This window comes from Gluconobacter sp. P1D12_c (genome assembly GCF_018812105.1).
Taxonomy (GTDB): Bacteria; Pseudomonadota; Alphaproteobacteria; order Acetobacterales; family Acetobacteraceae; genus Gluconobacter; species Gluconobacter oxydans_A.
The window spans coordinates 39,692-56,082 of the sequence record NZ_JACSIQ010000010.1 but is presented as its reverse complement, the minus strand read 5'-3'; the positions used below and the strand labels follow the sequence as shown (position 1 = coordinate 56,082).

The window sequence follows — 16,391 nt, the reverse complement described above, 5'->3', positions numbered from 1 at the left end:
AACATTGTTTCAGGATTTTGCTGCGTTGGAGACAGCAATTTCGGCCGCCCTGAAAAGAGCTCTCGCCTTGACCTGTGTTTCACGAAATTCGGAGTTGGGATCGCTGTCCGCGACCACACCGCAGCCGGCCTGAACATACATCTGGCCGTTTTTGAGAACGGCCATACGGAGCCCGATGCAGGTATCCATTTCCCCGTCTGCTCCGAAATATCCGACGCATCCTGAGTATGGCCCCCGACGGGTCGGTTCCAGCTCATCAATGATCTGCATGGCGCGGATTTTTGGCGCTCCGGTCAGGGTTCCTGCCGGGAATGCCGCAACGAGGGCATCCATAGCCGTCTTGCCTGCTTTGATCTGCCCGGTGACGGTTGAAGAGATGTGCATCACATGGCTGTAGCGTTCGATCACGAACTGATCCGGCACTTCTACTGTGCCAAGTTCGGAAACACGTCCGACATCGTTGCGGCCCAGATCAATGAGCATCAGATGTTCAGCCAGCTCTTTCTTGTCAGCGAGCAGTTCCCTCTCGAGTTCCAGGTCGTGCTCCCGATCCGTTCCACGAGGACGTGTCCCAGCTAGCGGACGAACCGTGACTTCCCCTTCCCTCAAACGAACAAGAATTTCGGGGGAAGATCCGACCAGCGCGTAATCTTCCAGCTCCATCAGGAACAGGAACGGCGCCGGATTGACGCGACGCAGGCTGCGATAGAGGGCAAGTGGTGAAAGTGGAAACGGTGTTGTAAATCGCTGGCTCGGGACAATCTGGAAGGCATCTCCTGCCGCGATGTAATCCTGTGCCTTGCGGACGTTCGCTTCAAACTGCTCCTGCGTCATATTGCTGGACGGCGGTGCCAACTCACTTCCTGCTGGAAGTGTCTCGCTGGCATTTTCAAGCGGAGCGGCTAGTGCTTCACGCGCACGATCCAGAAGCGCATGGCCTTCTGCTTCTGTCATCGAGCCACGGACTGGCACTGCAAGGGTCAGCTCATCACGCACGGAGTCAAAGACTGCGAAGAGCTGCGGACGGATCATGATCCCCTCCGGCAGGTCCAGATCGTTGATGGGAGCATTTGGCAGAAATTCCATCTGCCGCACCATGTCGTATCCCAGAACGCCAAAGACACCGCCGATCATGGGAGGCATATCGACCGGCAGCGTCATCTGGCTCTGGTCGATAATGTCCTTGAGGGTCTCCAGCGGGTCCCCCTCCAAGGGTGTCCCGTCCAGAACCGCTTCGCCGTTACGGCACTTCCAGACCAGATCAGGCAGAAGTGCAATCACGGAATATCGACCACGCGCGGCTCCCCCCTCCACACTCTCCAGAAGCATCCGATACGGATCATCAGAGAGGCGTGACAATCGGAGGTAGGCTGAGACGGGCGTTAGAAGGTCTGCGGCTTCAATGCTGTGAACGATGCTCATCACTGTGCTCCGCCTGCGTTCCCCGGTGACGTGGACGCCACGACCTGATTGAAGAGGTTGGTGTTCAGGTGCGACACGGGCACTGTTTTCTCAAGGCTGGCGTTTAGGGCAGCAGGGATATCGGCCTGAAGAGCCTGAACGTACTGGGCCGACAGCTCCTTTTGCAGAGAAGCAGCATCTGCTTCTGCACCCGGCTTCTGTCCTGTCACGTTGACGATCCAGAACGCATCCGGCCCTTCATACATGCCTGTTGTGCCAACCTTCAGGCCGAATGCTGCACGAAGAACATTCTGAGGAAGAGACTGGTCCGGGTGGATGCGTGAAATTGTCACATCCTTGCGAAGGCTGGACGCTTCAGCCTGACTGTCGAGCGCCTTTGCCAGTGTGCTTTTCTTGGCTTCCGTGAACAGGGCCGTGGTGCGTGTATCAGCGGCATGACGCTGCTGCTCGGCGGTCCAGGCCTGAACGATCTGATCCCGCACATCTGCGAACGGACGGCGCGTTCCAGGATGGACTTCGTCCACCACAACGGCGAAGGCAGATCCATCCGGGCCGTTTACAACAACTGGCTGGGCATCTTTCTTCTGGGAGAAGATATGCTGAACGATGGACTGACGCAGGCCTGCATCGCCCGGGATTGGTGCCGGGGTTCCGTCCTGCATCAGGCCATGGGAGTCAAGCGAGCCAGCTGCTGGTACCGCACCGAGGTTGGATGGAATTTTCTCAAGCGTTGTGGAGCCTGCAATCGCGTCCTGAAACTGCTTTAGGCGCGCCTGAAGTGCTTCGGGAGCTTCCTGCTTCTGGACCTGATCGCGCAGTTCAGGCTTAGCCTGCTCAAAAGTGGTCTGATGAGGGGCGACGACATCCGTGATGTTGAATACGACCCAGCCTGCTGCCGTTTTCGTCGGATCGCTGATCTGATTGGCGGGGGCTGCAAAAGCTGCCTTGGCGAGTTCGGGGTTCGGAATGTCGCTCTCGCGGACATGCGGAAGAGCGACAGCCGCTGCATCCGGATAGGCCTTCTGGATCGCGTCCCACGCATTGGTGTTGCGCCATGCCGTAGCCGCAGCATTGGCTTTGCTTTCGTCCTGGAAGGTCAGAACCTGAAGCGTGCGTGTTTCCGGCATGTTGTACGTGCGGGACTGAAAATCATACAGCTTGTGTAGGACGTCGTCCGGCACTTCAATTGTCTTGGCGACGCTGTCCGCCGTCATTACGACCATCTTTGCATGACGATATTCCGTAGTGCGGAAATCCTGCGGATGATTGTCGTAATAGCGATGAAGCTGTTCGTCGGTTGGGGCCGCTGACACTGCTGTTGAGGTGAACGGAACGCGCAGGACATCCATGACGCGCTGATCTGCATCGAAGGCGAACAGACGGTTCAGAAGGGACGCTGGTGCCTGAACGGAAGCACCCATCCCCTGAAGCAGGGCACGGGAAATAATGTCCTCGCGAATCATCTGGATCAGGCGTTTTTCGGTGATGCCAATGCGCGCCAGTCGGTCATTCAGCATGCTACGATCAAATTGACCTGCTGCATTATGAAAAGCCGGGATTGCGAAAATTTCTTTCCGGATCAGCTCATCTGGCACAACCATGCCGGCACGCTCGCCTGCAAGTTGTACCTCGTTCTGGATCACGAGATTGTGAAGAACCTGACGCGCTATCTGCTGCTTCGTGCCGTCTGGCAGATGTGACGGATCAGATAGTCCCATCTGCTGGGCTGCCGCCGGTAGCTGTGCGGAGAGTGCCCGCGCAAGGTCATCCGGCGTGATCGTTCTGTTCCCGATCGTGACGATCGTATTGGAACTGCTCGTCCCCATATTGGAATAGACGTCTCCTACACCCCACCCGATGAAGGCCAGGAAAATCAGGATTGCGGCGGCACGGCCGGCCCAGGAGTCAACAAGGAGGTGGCGTAGGGTGGTAATCATAGGGTCAGGACGGATCCGGATGGCGGGATGGTGCGGACGGGGAAGGCCCGCTAGAACTTGCCGCACCATAATGTCGTGAGCCGCGCTTGACCAGAAGCTGACAGGTCACCCCCAGGAGGAAGCATGAATGTAACGCCGAAACTCGTCATCGGGAACTGGAAGATGAATGGCTTGCGGGAGGCGTCACTGCAACTTGCAACAGCTGTGGCCGAAGGTGCGCGTTCGCTGCCTGACGATGTACGGATGGTCATCTGCCCACCCTTCACGCAACTGGACCGTGTGGCTGAAGCACTTGAGGGCGCAGGAGCATCCATAATGCTGGGAGCGCAGGACTGTCATACTGCGGTTTCCGGTGCTCACACAGGTGATATTTCGGCTGAAATGCTCGCCGATACAGGCGTGCGTTATGTTCTTCTGGGGCATTCGGAACGTCGGCAGGCCCATGGTGAAAACGACGCCCTGATCCGACAGAAGGTACAGGCGGCAGAAGCTGCCGGGCTGATTCCTGTTGTCTGTATCGGGGAAACGATGGCCGAGCGGCAGGATGGTCGTGCGGCTACAGTTCTGGCCAGTCAGATTGACGGCTCTTTGACCGATAATTTCAATGGCGTGTTAGCGTATGAGCCTGTCTGGGCAATTGGAAGTGGCGTCACTCCCTCGCGGGAAGAGCTTGAACGGACGCTGCTTTTGTTGCGTGGTCTGTTGCAGTCCCGTCTCAAGATGGATGACATTCGCGTGCCAATCCTGTATGGCGGCTCCGTAACACCGGCCCAGGCGCCGACTATTCTTTCCATCGGGGTGCTTGGCGGAGTGCTGGTTGGTAGTGCCAGCCTGGAAGCCAGAAGCTTCCTGCGCATTGCCGAAGCGGCATCGCTCCGTCTCTCATCCCAACCATTGTCCGGACCCTATCGTTCATGACCACTTTTCTGCTTGTCATCAATCTGCTGGTCACACTGGCCCTGATCGGTACGATCCTGATCCAGCGCAGTGAAGGCGGCGGCCTCGGCATCGGTAGCAGCCAGGGCATGGGCTCCTTCATGACTGGCCGCGGCACGGCAACGCTGCTGACGCGTGCGACATCTGTGCTTGCTGGCGTTTTCATGCTGCTCTGCCTCGTTCTGGCCCTTCTGAACCGCGGTGCTTCCTCGGGTGTCGGTGGCCATGATATCCTTGCAGATCCGCCTGCCCCGGCTGCTGCGACGACGGCTCCTGTTGCGCCTGCAGCCCCTGCTGCTCCGGCTCCTGCCGAGACGCCTGCTCACTAACTGAATCGGGAAGCATCTCGACGCTTCCCCTCGCCCCCACCTTCGGTGTATGAGGAGCGCCCATGACGCGCTTCGTATTCATCACCGGCGGTGTGGTATCTTCTCTCGGCAAGGGCATCGCTTCTGCGGCTCTTGCTGCTCTCCTCCAGGCACGCGGTTACAAGGTCCGCATGCGTAAGCTGGACCCTTACCTGAACGTGGATCCGGGCACGATGAGCCCGTATCAGCATGGTGAGGTGTTCATTACTGACGACGGGGCCGAAACCGACCTCGACCTTGGTCATTATGAGCGCTTTACGGGCGTCCATGCCCGCCGTGCAGACAACACCACAACAGGTCGCATCTATTCCGATGTCATCGCCCGCGAACGTCGCGGCGACTATCTGGGCGGAACCGTTCAGGTCATTCCGCACATCACGGACGCCATCAAGGACGTCGTGGTGGCTGGGACGGAAGAGTATGATTTCGTTCTGGTGGAAATTGGCGGAACGGTTGGCGACATTGAGAGCCTTCCTTTCCTTGAAGCCATTCGTCAGCTTCGCAATGATCTGGGGCATAACCAGACCATGTGCGTGCATCTTACACTGCTGCCTTACATCCCCTCAGCCGGTGAGTTGAAGACGAAGCCGACGCAGCATTCCGTCAAGGAACTGCAGAATGTCGGTATTCAGCCGCAGGTTCTGCTGTGTCGTTCGGATCGTCCGATTCCGGAAAACGAGCGTCGCAAGATCGCGAACTTCTGTAACGTCCGTTCGGAAGCTGTGATTGCGGCGTTGGATGTGGATACGATCTACGCGTGCCCGATTTCGTACCATAACGAAGGCATGGATCGCGAAGTTCTGCGTTACTTCGGTCTGCCGTTCGAAGGTTCTCCGGACCTGACGCGGTGGGAAAAGATCGTTCACGCGATTCGCGAGCCTGAGGGCGAGGTCAAGGTTGCTGTCGTCGGCAAGTACACGGCGCTTCTGGATAGCTACAAGTCGTTGGCGGAAGCCCTTCTGCATGGCGGTATCGCGAACAATGTGCGCGTCAAACTCGACTGGATCGAATCGGAAGAGTTCGAGAAGTCAGGTGATATTGCCGAGCGCCTGAAGGATGCGGATGCCATTCTGGTTCCGGGTGGCTTCGGTGAGCGTGGCGCAGAAGGCAAAATTCAGGCCGTCCGTTATGCGCGTGAAAACGGCATTCCGTTCCTTGGCATTTGCTTCGGTATGCAGATGGCCGTGATTGAATGCGCCCGTTCGCTTGCTGGCCTCACGAAAGCGTCTTCCACCGAATTCGGCCCCACGAGTGAGCCGCTGGTTGGTCTCATGACGGAATGGGCAAACGGCAATGAGCTGATGCGCCGCCGTGAAGGCGGTGATCTTGGTGGAACGATGCGTCTCGGTGCATTCCCGGCCAAGCTGGCTGCAGGATCACGTGCTGCGGAGATCTATGGCACGACCGATATTCGGGAGCGTCACCGTCATCGCTGGGAAGTGAACCTTCACTACAAGGATCGCCTGGAAAAGACGGGTCTGCGTTTCTCCGGCATGTCTCCGGACGGCGTTCTGCCGGAAGTCGTGGAATATCCAGATCATCCCTGGTTCATCGGCGTGCAATATCATCCGGAACTGCTGTCCAAGCCGTTTGATCCGCATCCGCTTTTCGCCGGATTTATCGGGGCAGCTCGCAAGCGGGCTGAAAGCAAGTGAGCTTCCAGATTGGAAAGCTCGAGATTGGTCAGGACCGGCCCTTCACGCTGATTGCAGGGCCGTGCCAGATTGAATCCCGAGATCATGCCGTGGAGATGGCAGATGCTCTCTCCACGGCATGTCGAGAGCTGGATATCGGGCTGATCTACAAGAGCAGTTATGACAAGGCGAACCGTAGTTCCGTGAATGCGGCCCGCGGTGTAGGCATGGAAATGGGGCTGGATATTCTGGCTTCTATCCGTGAACGCTTTGACGTGCCTGTTCTGACGGATGTTCACGCTGCCGAGCAATGCGCTGTCGCTGCGGAAGCGGTGGACGTGCTCCAGATTCCTGCTTTCCTGTGTCGGCAAACTGACCTGTTGCTTGCTGCTGGCCAAACGGGGCGTGCCATCAATGTCAAGAAGGGTCAGTTTCTGGCGCCTTGGGATATGGCAAATGTCGCGGCCAAGCTAGCTTCAACCGGTAACGAGCGAATCATGCTCTGTGATCGTGGTACGAGCTTTGGTTACAACACGCTCGTTAGTGATATGCGCGGCCTGCCAGTTATGGCTCAGACGGGCTATCCGGTTGTTTTCGATGCCACTCACTCTGTGCAGCAACCGGGTGGCCTAGGGGCCTCCACGGGCGGCCAGAGGGAGTTTGTTGAACCCCTCGCCCGTGCTGCATTGTCTATCGGTGTTGCGGCAGTTTTCATCGAGACACATCAGGACCCGGATCATGCTCCGAGTGATGGTCCAACAATGGTGCCGCTTTCAGAAATGCGGGCCTTGTTGACCCGCCTTAAAGCGTTTGACGCTTTGGCCAAATCCTACAGCGTATAATTCTGTAAAGGTGCCAGGGCTGCCATGAGGAGACTTATGACAGCCCCTACCGTTAGAACGCCCCTTAGGGGCATGTACCCCGGTGGCAGCGCGCCATTCTTCCAGGCCATTCGTTCTACAGCAAACGTTGCCAGAAAACCGATAACCTCAAGCAGGTATCCGGCGCGCAAGCCACCAAGTAGTCCAACGCAAAGGGAAAGCCATGCCCAGAGTGCAGGGCAGACTCCCAGAAGGAGTCTCTGGCGGTCGCGATCTGCTGTTCCCTGAACTGTGATGATATCTGGCCGCTCCATGGCGAGGCCCCAGTGGACTGCACCGAGAAAAGACAGGATGCATGCCCCATAGGCCAGAAGAATAACGGTTAGATGCGGGAGTGGGGAGAAAAGTCCGGCGAGGAAAATCCACCCTCCAAGGGTCAGGAAAGGTATAAGTCCTGCCAAACCGAGGATCAGGGCGAGGAAAGGAAGACGCATGTCGTCGATTGACCTTGTGTTCTGATTTTGAGACGAGACGTGTGGTCCGTCCCGAACGGTTATGAGCCACCCCCGGTTCACGCATATCCAGGAGAGCTTCCATTGAGCGCCATTGTTGATATCACCGCCCGCGAGATCCTGGACAGCCGTGGTAACCCAACCGTTGAGGTTGAGGTTGAGCTGTCGTCTGGTGCCCGCGGTCGCGCCGCAGTTCCTTCCGGTGCTTCCACTGGTGCCCACGAAGCCGTTGAGCTGCGTGACGGGGACAAGTCCCGTTACAACGGCAAAGGTGTTCTGAAGGCCTGTGGTTTTGTCGAAGACGAAATCCTTGAAGTGCTGCAGGGTGCCGAATCCGAAGATCAGATCGCAATCGACAATGCGATGATCGAGCTGGATGGCACACCGAACAAGTCCCGCATTGGTGCGAATGCAATTCTCGGCGTTTCTCTCGCGGTTGCCAAGGCGACGGCAGAAGAGCTGGAACTGCCGCTCTATCGCTATGTCGGTGGCGTTTTCGCGCACACGCTGCCGGTTCCCATGATGAACATCGTGAATGGTGGCGAACACGCGGATAACCCGATCGACATTCAGGAGTTCATGATCCAGCCAGTTGGTGCGCCGACGTTGGCTGATGCCGTGCGCATGGGGTCTGAAATCTTCGCCGCTCTCAAGAAGGGCCTTTCTGCTGCTGGTCACAACACCAATGTTGGTGATGAGGGCGGGTTTGCTCCGGGGCTGAAGTCTGCTGATGAAGCTCTGAGCTTCATTACGAAGTCTGTTGAGGCTGCCGGGTATCGTCCGGGCGATGACGTGACGTTTGCCCTCGATTGCGCAGCAACCGAGTTCTACAGCAACGGCCGTTACAACCTGAAGGGTGAAGGTAAGGAGTTCGACTCTTCAGGCATGATCTCCTACCTCGAAGATCTCGCCAAGAAGTATCCGATTGTCTCCATTGAAGATGGTCTGGCTGAGGATGACTGGGAAGGCTGGGTTGAGCTGACGTCCCGTCTGGGTGATCGTCTCCAACTCGTTGGTGATGATCTGTTCGTGACCAATCCTGAGCGCCTTCGTCGCGGCATCAAGGCCAAGACAGCGAACTCCCTGCTCGTGAAGGTCAATCAGATTGGCACGCTGACCGAGACGCTGGAAGCAGTCGAGACAGCTCACAAGGCTGGCTACACCTGCGTCATGAGCCACCGTTCTGGTGAAACTGAAGACGCTGTGATTGCAGATCTTGCTGTTGCCACGAACTGCGGGCAGATCAAGACGGGCTCCCTCTCCCGCTCTGACCGTACGGCTAAGTATAACCAGTTGATCCGTATTGAGCAGCAGCTTGGAAGCGCAGCCCGTTATGCGGGTCGCAGCATTCTGAAGTCCGCCTGATCAACAAACGCCGGCCTCCATTCAGGAGGCCGGTTTTATGTATTCGCTAAAATAATCTACTGTCTTGAACAACAGTGATTGTTTCGCAGCCTCTCTCTGAGCTACATTGATGGGAAGTTTTCAAGCCAAGGGAGCCTGTTACCCCGCGTGAGACCCGTCAGACTTATCAAACGTGCCATCCGCGCGGTTGCTCCCCCTGTGCTCTTTCTGTCCCTGACCGCTTATTTCGGGTGGAACGCCCTTCACGGCGCTCATGGTATCCGTGCCTATCAGGATCAGCTTGTGCTTCAGCAGCAGGCAATCCAGGCGCAGCAGGATGCCAAGGATGAACAGGCGGTATGGCACCGTCGCGTGCTGGCTCTGAAAGAGAAAGCTCTTGATGCTGACATTCTGGATGAACGTTCCCGTGCCATGCTCAATCTGACGCGTAACGGTGATATTGTCATCCCCTACGGTCCACATGATAAACTATTTTAAGAGCCGTTCTCGGCTCTTTTTTATGTTCGGGAAAGTCTATTCGTCAGAAATTGAGCCAATAAAAAAGACGACCCAAAGGTCGCCTTTTTTAACGTCGTATGATCCGCGAGATCTTACTTGATCTTGGCTTCGCGGAAGGTCACGTGCTTGCGGGCAACCGGGTCATACTTACGAACTTCCATCTTGCCCGTAGCAGAACGTGCGTTCTTCTTCGTGACGTAGAAGTAGCCGGTGTCAGCCGACGAGACGAGACGGATCTGAATAACGTTGCTTTTTCCCATGATACCCTCGGGCTTGCGCCGTCCTGATGCCGCTCGCAAGTGCCAAAGCAGCAGGTTGATCTAGTTCGGCGCAACATGCTGATTTGTATGTCGTAGGTCAAGGCTTTCTGAAGAAAATCCAGGGATAAGGTGCATTTTTCCGCAAAAACCGGGGTTTTTAGCCAGATAAAAGCTTTGTTGATGCCTGGTAGATGTTCTTGCAGGTGGACGAAGTGGAACCTATAAGGAACAAAAGAGCGTCGCATAAGTTTATGCAGTGTCTCAATCTTTAGATTTTGCCTCCACCGAGGCGCATGGGAGCGCCTGTATGCTGACGCGTAAGCAGCACCAGCTTTTGCTATACATTGACGAACATCTTCGGCGGACGGGTTATTCCCCTTCCTTCGATGAAATGAAGGATGCCCTGGAGCTTCGGTCTAAATCAGGGATCCATCGCCTCATTTCTGCCCTTGAAGAGCGTGGTTTTCTGCGACGGCATCACCATCGTGCAAGAGCGCTTGAAGTTCTGCGTCTGCCGCATATGGGTCTTGAGGCTCCAATTGTGGAGGCCGTGGCTAATCCGACGCCTTTTGTTCCAACGATTGTTGAGGGTGGTCGTCAGGACCTTCCAGGGACATTTTCCGAGGCACCCCGCTCTCCTGTTGAAAACACCAGCGTTCAGCTTCCACTTTATGGACGCATTGCTGCTGGTCTTCCTATCGAGGCTTTGCAGGATGATAGCGCACAGATTCAGGTGCCATCATCCCTGCTCGGCACTGGAGAGCATTACGCTCTCACAGTTGCGGGTGATTCCATGATTGAAGCCGGCATTTTGGACGGTGATGTTGCCATCATCCGGCGAGGCGAAGTGGCGGATAATGGTCAGATCGTTGTTGCGCTGATTGACGATCAGGAAGTGACGCTCAAGAAGCTGCGCCGTCGTGGTTCTACGATTGCTCTGGAAGCCGCTAATCGGGAATACGAGACACGTATTCTGCCGGCCGCGCGTGTTCGCATACAGGGACGGCTGGTCGCCCTTTTCAGGCAGTACTGAGAGAGCTGCCTTGCCGGATTAATGCTCCGGCGAGGCAGATAATTTCCGATGATTATTTATTGGGAACTGACGGAACGCCGCGTACAACGCGGACTTTGCCATCTGGAGCAATAAGTGTGCTTGTCCCATCCCCGTTCGGAATGATGATGGTCTTGTCAGGGTTTTTATTCAGGAAACGACCAGCATTATCTGGAACGCTACTGGGAAGCGTCGGGACGAAGTGACTGCGATCTTCTGACACACCACGCATCGCATCGATTTTTTCACCGACGGACATGGTGTCGCCCGGTTTCATTTGAGGGCCAGCGACCCCGAGAGCACCAGTGCCCGCAATACCGCCCATGAAATTCTTGTCGAGCGTTGCACCACCAAAATACGTAGCCGGATCGCCGAGAGATTTATTAAAGATGCTGTCAGGATTCACAACATCTTTAAGGGTGGGCAGAGGCTGAGGTGATCCGGGCCACATGTTCCCGCCTTCTGGCAGAATTGGTGCAGCCGCTACGAACTCACCACGTGCTCGGCGAAGGTTCTCACTATCGCCATGGGGAGCATTGGGGTTACTTCCAGACCATAGGGCGGTGTCATTAAAAAACTTGCCCATGCCCGCACAGCCGCTCAGGGCCAGAGGTAATGCCAGTAGAGCGGCCTTACGCATTGTGTACTCCCATAAGGTCGATCCCTGAACTTTACCTGTCATCGATTAAAAGCGCCAGATGACGAGCTGATAACTGCAATAATAATCACAGATAGTCCAGATCAGGAGACGATCTTTGAAGACTTGCGTGGCTCAGAGGCCATCATTCTGGAGAGCCCTGCCGTGAGATAGCCCCACCCGCTTAGAACTGTTGGAATAACTGAAAACCAGAGAAGAATACCGCCGATTAGTGTGGCCGGCAGGAATGAAAGATGAAGAGTAGCCGCAGCCTTGTCCCCCCCAATCAGGAAACCGATCGCGACCATCTGAATTCCGGTTTTCCATTTTGCAAGGCGGGTGGACGGAAGGGTTGCGCGTTGAGAGGCCATGTATTCACGCAAGCCACTGACCAGAATTTCGCGCAGCATGATGATGATGGCAGCGTAGAGCGAATACACTGGAAGTGTGGTCAGGCCAGCGAGTGCGAGCAACAGCGCACCGACAAGAAGCTTGTCCGCAATCGGATCCATCATCCGACCCAGTTCGGATAGCATTTGCCATTTCCGTGCCAGAGCACCATCCAGATAATCCGTGATGCAAGCAGCCGTGTACACAACGCAGGCTGCGACGTTACCGAGTGCGGAATGCAGCGCCAGCAGGGCAACCAGAACAGGAATGGCCGCAATACGGAGCAGAGTCAGGACGTTTGGCAGATCAGTCAGCATCACGAAGCAGTCTAGAACAGTTTATCCGTCTCCGGTATGCGCCAATCCGCTCTGAATGTGTGTATTTTTTATGCCAAGCCAGCGTTCAGGACGTGACCTCACGGAATTGTCAGCTCTGTGTCCGAAGCCATTCGGGATGAAAGTGCCCGTAGATGGCTCTGGCCGTTCCAGAGCTGATTCCGGGCGCAGTTTCAAGCTCTTCGAGACTGGCCTGTCGCACGGTCTTGGCTGACCCGAAGTGATTCAGAAGCGCCTTCTTACGGGCACCTCCGATTCCCGGAACATCATCCAGTTCAGATTTCCGGAGCCCTTTGGAGCGCCCTGCCCTGTGTGTCGTAATGGCGAAACGGTGGGCTTCGTCTCTCAGGCGTTGAAGATAATAGAGAACCGGATCTCGAGGCGGGAGCTGGAACGGTGGCTGTGTTTCAGTGAAAAACCATTCGCGTCCAGCATCACGATCCGGGCCTTTGGCGATTGCCACAATGGGAATTCCCGTAACGCCAAGGTCTGCCAATACGTTGCGCACTGCATTGAACTGACCCAGGCCGCCGTCAATTAGCAGCAAATCTGGCCAGTCTTCAGGTCGTTCTCCATCTTCCCTGTTTTTTCCAAACCGGCGCTCCATGACTTCCCGCATCATGCCGAAATCATCACCGGGAGTGACCGGGCCCTTGATGGCGTATTTTCTGTAGGAGCGCTTTTCAAAACCTTCAGGCCCACCCACAACCATGACGCCATAAGGTGCCTGACCCATGATGTGTGAATTATCGTAGGTTTCGATCCGCTGGGGTGTTTCAGCGAGGCTGAAAACCTTCGCGACGCCCTCTAGGAGTTTGCGCTGTCCGGTATTCTCCGCCAGCTTTCGCTCCAGTGCTTCACGTGCGTTCAGCGTGGCGTGATCTACGACACTTTTCTTTTCGCCGCGTTGAGGACAGACAACCTCGACTTTCTGCTCCCTCTTGATGCTGAGAGCTTCTTCGACAAGCTTCTGTTCTGAGATCTCCTGATTCACCAGGATGACAGGTGGTGGAGGCTTGTTGTCATAGAACTGAATGAGGAAGGCGGAGAGCACGTCAGCCGGGGTCTCTTCCTCTGCATGCACGGGATAAAAGGCGCGGTTGCCGTTATTGCGGCTTCCACGAATGAAAAAGACCTGAATGCAGGTTTGCCCTGCGGTCTGCCAGATTGCCACGATGTCTGCGTCGTGAATGGAGGCCGGATTGATGATTCCTGAATTCTGGATGCTGGAAAATCCACGGATACGGTCCCGAATGGCTGCAGCCCGCTCATACTCCATGGCTTCGGAGGCGCGTTCCATTTCAACAGCAAGCTCCTGCTGCAACTCGGTATTTTTACCCGAGAGGAATTGCCGAGCCTGGACGACCAGCTCGCTATAATTTTCTTTGGAAATACGATCCACACATGGCGCAGCGCAGCGTTTGATCTGAAACAGCAGGCAGGGCCTTGTCCGGCTCTTAAGAACAGCGTCAGAGCAGGATCGCAGTAGAAAAGTTCTCTGCACAAGGTTCAGAGTCTGATTTACCGCCCATGCGGAAGCAAAAGGTCCCCAGTAGGTGGCGCCTTTCACGGGTTTTCCACGCTGTTTGGTGATCTGAGGAAATTCGTGATTTTCAGTGAGCATTAGCCACGGATAGCTTTTGTCATCCCGCAGCAGGATGTTGAAGCGTGGCTTCATACGCTTGATGTAGTTTGCTTCTAGCAGAAGCGCGTCAGCTTCCGTCCGGGTGATGACAATCTCCATCGAGACCGTCAGAGACACCATACGGCGCAGACGCTCTGGCAACTGGGTTGTGCGCGTATAGGAAGCAACACGTTTCTTGAGGCTTAACGCCTTGCCCACATATAGAACCTCCCCTTTCTCGCCGAGCATGCGATACACGCCAGGGCTGTAGGGAATGGTTTTCAAAGCGTCCCGAATAGCCTCGACGCCCTGCTTTTTCACAACGGGAACAGGAGCTTCTTCAGGTGTCATTGAGGTTTCTGTCTCTGTGGGCGTAGGGTCAGTCATGCCAGTTCTTCAGTCATCCACTGATCCTGTGGACAAGTCTGTGGGTTGCTCCATGACAGAATCATGAAGGCCAAGGTTTCCCGGCCTTGCCATCAGATTGCCTAATTTTTAATCAGTAAACGTAAGATATTGATAATAATGGAAAATATTTTCCGTTCCGTCAGGGTGCGGAAAAATTTCTAGTTTGAGGTTCGTGTTGAACGGGACATGACAGCTTTCCGAAACATCGTGGATGAGTGCACTCCACATTAAGTCTGAATGGTCCCGTTCTGTTCCCGTTAGGGCGCACTTTTTTGCTGAACAGAGCTGCCTTTTCAGGCTGAAATTGATGCTTGCTCAGCCTTTTCCATCAGGCGCAGCATATTACCACCCCAGATAGCAGTCAGCTCTTCAGGGCTAAACCCGGCCTTGAGGAGCGCCTGTGTCACAGCCGGCGTTTCAGTGGCATCCTGCCAGCCCGGTATACCACCGCCGCCGTCGAAATCTGATGACACACCAACATGGCGAACGCCCACCCGCTCGGCGACATAGGCAACATGGCGCGCCAGATCTTCTACGGTGCCCCCACCGCCTTTACGCAAAAAAGATCCCATGGCGGTAATCTGGATCAGTCCGTCGGTTTCTTTCAGGCGATCGAGCTGCTCGTCGTCGAGGTTGCGAGGATGATCGCAGAGACTTCTGACGCAGGAGTGGCTGGCGAATACCGGCGTGGTGGAAAGTTCTGACGCCTGCATCATGGTGGATTTTGCCGTGTGTGACACATCCACCAGCACACCGTGGCGATTCATCTCGCGAATGGTCTCGCGGCCCAGTTCAGACAGTCCCCCATGAAGTTCAGGACTATCATTCAGGTCTCTTCTCGGAATGGCGGCGTCTGCGAGAGCGTTATGCCCGTTGTGGGTTAGAGTCAGGTATCTGACGCCATACTCTGCGGCCAGTTGTCCGATCCGGGACGGTACACCACCAAGCGCATGGCCATTTTCAATGGCGGGAATAATAGCGAGCGCTCCCGACTGGAATGCTGAGCGGACATCCTCCGCTGTCCGACAGACATTTGCGCTCAGTCCGTCTTTATGTCCGCCCATTGAGTTGATGACCTTGAGCATCGCCTGAACACGGTGCCAGGCCTCTTCGTGGCCCGCTTCATCGCGTGGTCCCTGCGGAATATAAGCCGCAAGGCAGACGGAGCGCAGTTTGCCCTGATCGCATTTTCTTACATCGACTTTTCGATCCGTGTGCAGAGACCAGGCATCCGCCTGATCGGGCCATGGAATGTCGATATGGGTATCAAAAGTCAGAAGCGTGTCGTGCAGTTCAGTCATGATCCGTCCTAGATCGGGTGTGAGCGCGTCTGACGCAAGAGGTGCTTGTCAAAGCGCTCAATTCAGACGATCCAATGGTGATGCGTCTGATTACATGGAACATCAACTCCCTCCGGCTTCGTCTGCCGCTGCTGAAGAAGCTCGTTGAGGAGGAAAATCCGGACATCGTCTGCCTTCAGGAGACGAAAGTTCCCGATCCGCTCTTCCCGGCCGAAGCTCTTATGGAGCTTGGCTTTCCGCATCAGCTCTATCGAGGAATGAAGGGATATAACGGGGTTGCGATCCTGTCCCGCCTGCCCCTCGATTCAGTTGCGAATACGCCTGACTGGTGCAGCCGGAGCGATTGTCGGCACATCGCGGCATCAATCCAGACACCTGGCGGGCCAGTGATGCTGCATGATTTTTATGTCCCTGCGGGGGGCGATATCCCGGATCCGGCAGAAAACGAAAAATTTGCTCACAAACTCGCGTTTGTAGAAGAAGCCGCGAAATGGTTCACGGATAGCCCACCAGTGCGCAGCATTGTGGTTGGAGATCTCAACATCGCGCCCCTAGAGCATGATGTCTGGAGCCATCGTCAGCTTCTGAAAATCGTCAGCCATACGCCGCCGGAGACTGAGCGGCTCAATATGTGGATGGCGACAGGGTTTGCCGACGCCATGAGGCGGATAACGCCTGAGCCCACCAAATTGTACACTTGGTGGTCCTACAGGAACAAGGACTGGAAGAAGTCAGATCGTGGAAGGCGCCTAGATCATGTCTGGCTCACGCCAGATCTGATGCCAGGCCTTCGGAATATTCGTGTTCTGCGGGATGTTCGCGATTGGGACAGCCCTTCAGATCACGTGCCGGTCGTGCTGGATTTCGATCCAGCCTGACCGGCAGGGCCTGG

16 protein-coding genes are annotated in these 16,391 nt (G+C 55.8%); 8 read left to right on the top strand and 8 right to left on the bottom strand.

All coding sequences use genetic code 11. The annotated features are described in order from the left end of the window. Positions 1 to 9: 9 nt before the first annotated feature. Both trpE and KP705_RS11865 read right to left on the bottom strand, forming a co-directional pair. Positions 10 to 1,422 (bottom strand): anthranilate synthase component I, encoded by a 1,413-nt coding sequence (gene trpE, locus KP705_RS11870; protein WP_046901659.1) that lies wholly within the window; start codon positions 1,420 to 1,422, stop codon positions 10 to 12. After that, a complete protein-coding gene (locus KP705_RS11865) occupies positions 1,422 to 3,428 on the bottom strand; it encodes a peptidylprolyl isomerase (RefSeq protein WP_252348349.1) in 2,007 nt (668 codons plus the stop codon). Before KP705_RS11865 ends, trpE begins: the two co-directional genes overlap by 1 nt. 54 nt (positions 3,429 to 3,482) lie before the next feature. On the opposite strand from KP705_RS11865, the gene tpiA reads away from it, so the two are divergent. The 4 genes from tpiA (at position 3,483) to kdsA (ending at position 7,139) form a co-directional block, all read left to right on the top strand. Further along, positions 3,483 to 4,277 (top strand): triose-phosphate isomerase, encoded by a 795-nt coding sequence (gene tpiA, locus KP705_RS11860; protein ID WP_046901661.1) that lies wholly within the window; start codon positions 3,483 to 3,485, stop codon positions 4,275 to 4,277. Then, positions 4,274 to 4,624, top strand: coding sequence for a preprotein translocase subunit SecG (gene secG, locus KP705_RS11855; RefSeq protein WP_046901662.1), 351 nt, complete (start codon positions 4,274 to 4,276; stop codon positions 4,622 to 4,624). Before tpiA ends, secG begins: the two co-directional genes overlap by 4 nt. A gap of 62 nt (positions 4,625 to 4,686) precedes the next feature. Continuing rightward, positions 4,687 to 6,318 (top strand): CTP synthase, encoded by a 1,632-nt coding sequence (locus tag KP705_RS11850; protein WP_046901663.1) that lies wholly within the window; start codon positions 4,687 to 4,689, stop codon positions 6,316 to 6,318. Then, positions 6,315 to 7,139: a 3-deoxy-8-phosphooctulonate synthase gene (gene kdsA / locus KP705_RS11845; RefSeq protein WP_215764490.1), complete on the top strand. Its 825-nt coding sequence runs from the start codon at positions 6,315 to 6,317 to the stop codon at positions 7,137 to 7,139. Before KP705_RS11850 ends, kdsA begins: the two co-directional genes overlap by 4 nt. Here kdsA and KP705_RS11840 read toward each other — a convergent pair. Further along, on the bottom strand, positions 7,127 to 7,612 hold the full coding sequence (locus KP705_RS11840; protein WP_046901665.1) for a DUF3429 domain-containing protein: 486 nt from the start codon (positions 7,610 to 7,612) through the stop codon (positions 7,127 to 7,129). The two genes, kdsA and KP705_RS11840, sit on opposite strands and share 13 nt — an antisense overlap. A gap of 102 nt (positions 7,613 to 7,714) precedes the next feature. Between KP705_RS11840 and eno the strand changes: the two genes are divergently transcribed. Together eno and KP705_RS11830 are read left to right on the top strand one after the other, a co-directional pair. Continuing rightward, positions 7,715 to 8,995, top strand: a complete 1,281-nt coding sequence (eno, locus tag KP705_RS11835) for a phosphopyruvate hydratase (protein WP_046901666.1) — start codon at positions 7,715 to 7,717, stop codon at positions 8,993 to 8,995. A 147-nt stretch (positions 8,996 to 9,142) separates the two neighbouring features. Next, positions 9,143 to 9,472: a septum formation initiator family protein gene (locus tag KP705_RS11830; RefSeq protein WP_046901667.1), complete on the top strand. Its 330-nt coding sequence runs from the start codon at positions 9,143 to 9,145 to the stop codon at positions 9,470 to 9,472. A gap of 113 nt (positions 9,473 to 9,585) precedes the next feature. On the opposite strand, the gene rpmG is transcribed toward KP705_RS11830, so the two are convergent. Further along, complete coding sequence (gene rpmG / locus KP705_RS11825; protein WP_046901668.1) at positions 9,586 to 9,753, bottom strand: 50S ribosomal protein L33; 168 nt, start codon at positions 9,751 to 9,753, stop codon at positions 9,586 to 9,588. Positions 9,754 to 10,060: 307 nt separating this feature from the next. On the opposite strand from rpmG, the gene lexA reads away from it, so the two are divergent. After that, positions 10,061 to 10,786, top strand: coding sequence for a transcriptional repressor LexA (gene lexA / locus KP705_RS11820; protein ID WP_046901669.1), 726 nt, complete (start codon positions 10,061 to 10,063; stop codon positions 10,784 to 10,786). A gap of 52 nt (positions 10,787 to 10,838) precedes the next feature. Here lexA and KP705_RS11815 read toward each other — a convergent pair whose 3' ends face one another. The 4 genes from KP705_RS11815 to KP705_RS11800 form a co-directional block, all read right to left on the bottom strand. Beyond that, positions 10,839 to 11,444, bottom strand: coding sequence for a hypothetical protein (locus tag KP705_RS11815; RefSeq protein ID WP_046901670.1), 606 nt, complete (start codon positions 11,442 to 11,444; stop codon positions 10,839 to 10,841). Positions 11,445 to 11,545: 101 nt separating this feature from the next. Beyond that, positions 11,546 to 12,148, bottom strand: coding sequence for a CDP-diacylglycerol--glycerol-3-phosphate 3-phosphatidyltransferase (pgsA, locus tag KP705_RS11810; RefSeq protein ID WP_046901671.1), 603 nt, complete (start codon positions 12,146 to 12,148; stop codon positions 11,546 to 11,548). Positions 12,149 to 12,257: 109 nt separating this feature from the next. Next, a complete protein-coding gene (gene uvrC / locus KP705_RS11805; protein ID WP_374195566.1) occupies positions 12,258 to 14,177 on the bottom strand; it encodes an excinuclease ABC subunit UvrC in 1,920 nt (639 codons plus the stop codon). Positions 14,178 to 14,491: 314 nt separating this feature from the next. Beyond that, the gene (locus tag KP705_RS11800; protein WP_046901673.1) at positions 14,492 to 15,499 is read right to left on the bottom strand and encodes a dipeptidase; all 1,008 of its coding nucleotides are present in this window, start codon (positions 15,497 to 15,499) and stop codon (positions 14,492 to 14,494) included. An 80-nt stretch (positions 15,500 to 15,579) separates the two neighbouring features. Between KP705_RS11800 and KP705_RS11795 the strand changes: the two genes are divergently transcribed. Continuing rightward, the gene (locus KP705_RS11795) at positions 15,580 to 16,377 is read left to right on the top strand and encodes an exodeoxyribonuclease III (RefSeq protein WP_046902096.1); all 798 of its coding nucleotides are present in this window, start codon (positions 15,580 to 15,582) and stop codon (positions 16,375 to 16,377) included. Positions 16,378 to 16,391 lie beyond the last annotated feature (14 nt).

Coding starts and splice junctions, on each gene's coding strand:
- uvrC (WP_374195566.1), bottom strand. CDS start 14,177: ATGACTGACCCTACGCCCACAGAGACAGAAACCTCAATGACACCTGAA.
- lexA (WP_046901669.1), top strand. CDS start 10,061: ATGCTGACGCGTAAGCAGCACCAGCTTTTGCTATACATTGACGAACAT.
- KP705_RS11800 (WP_046901673.1), bottom strand. CDS start 15,499: ATGACTGAACTGCACGACACGCTTCTGACTTTTGATACCCATATCGAC.
- rpmG (WP_046901668.1), bottom strand. CDS start 9,753: ATGGGAAAAAGCAACGTTATTCAGATCCGTCTCGTCTCGTCGGCTGAC.
- KP705_RS11815 (WP_046901670.1), bottom strand. CDS start 11,444: ATGCGTAAGGCCGCTCTACTGGCATTACCTCTGGCCCTGAGCGGCTGT.
- KP705_RS11850 (WP_046901663.1), top strand. CDS start 4,687: ATGACGCGCTTCGTATTCATCACCGGCGGTGTGGTATCTTCTCTCGGC.
- pgsA (WP_046901671.1), bottom strand. CDS start 12,148: ATGCTGACTGATCTGCCAAACGTCCTGACTCTGCTCCGTATTGCGGCC.
- tpiA (WP_046901661.1), top strand. CDS start 3,483: ATGAATGTAACGCCGAAACTCGTCATCGGGAACTGGAAGATGAATGGC.
- KP705_RS11840 (WP_046901665.1), bottom strand. CDS start 7,612: ATGCGTCTTCCTTTCCTCGCCCTGATCCTCGGTTTGGCAGGACTTATA.
- trpE (WP_046901659.1), bottom strand. CDS start 1,422: ATGAGCATCGTTCACAGCATTGAAGCCGCAGACCTTCTAACGCCCGTC.
- KP705_RS11865 (WP_252348349.1), bottom strand. CDS start 3,428: ATGGTGCGGCAAGTTCTAGCGGGCCTTCCCCGTCCGCACCATCCCGCC.
- KP705_RS11795 (WP_046902096.1), top strand. CDS start 15,580: ATGCGTCTGATTACATGGAACATCAACTCCCTCCGGCTTCGTCTGCCG.
- secG (WP_046901662.1), top strand. CDS start 4,274: ATGACCACTTTTCTGCTTGTCATCAATCTGCTGGTCACACTGGCCCTG.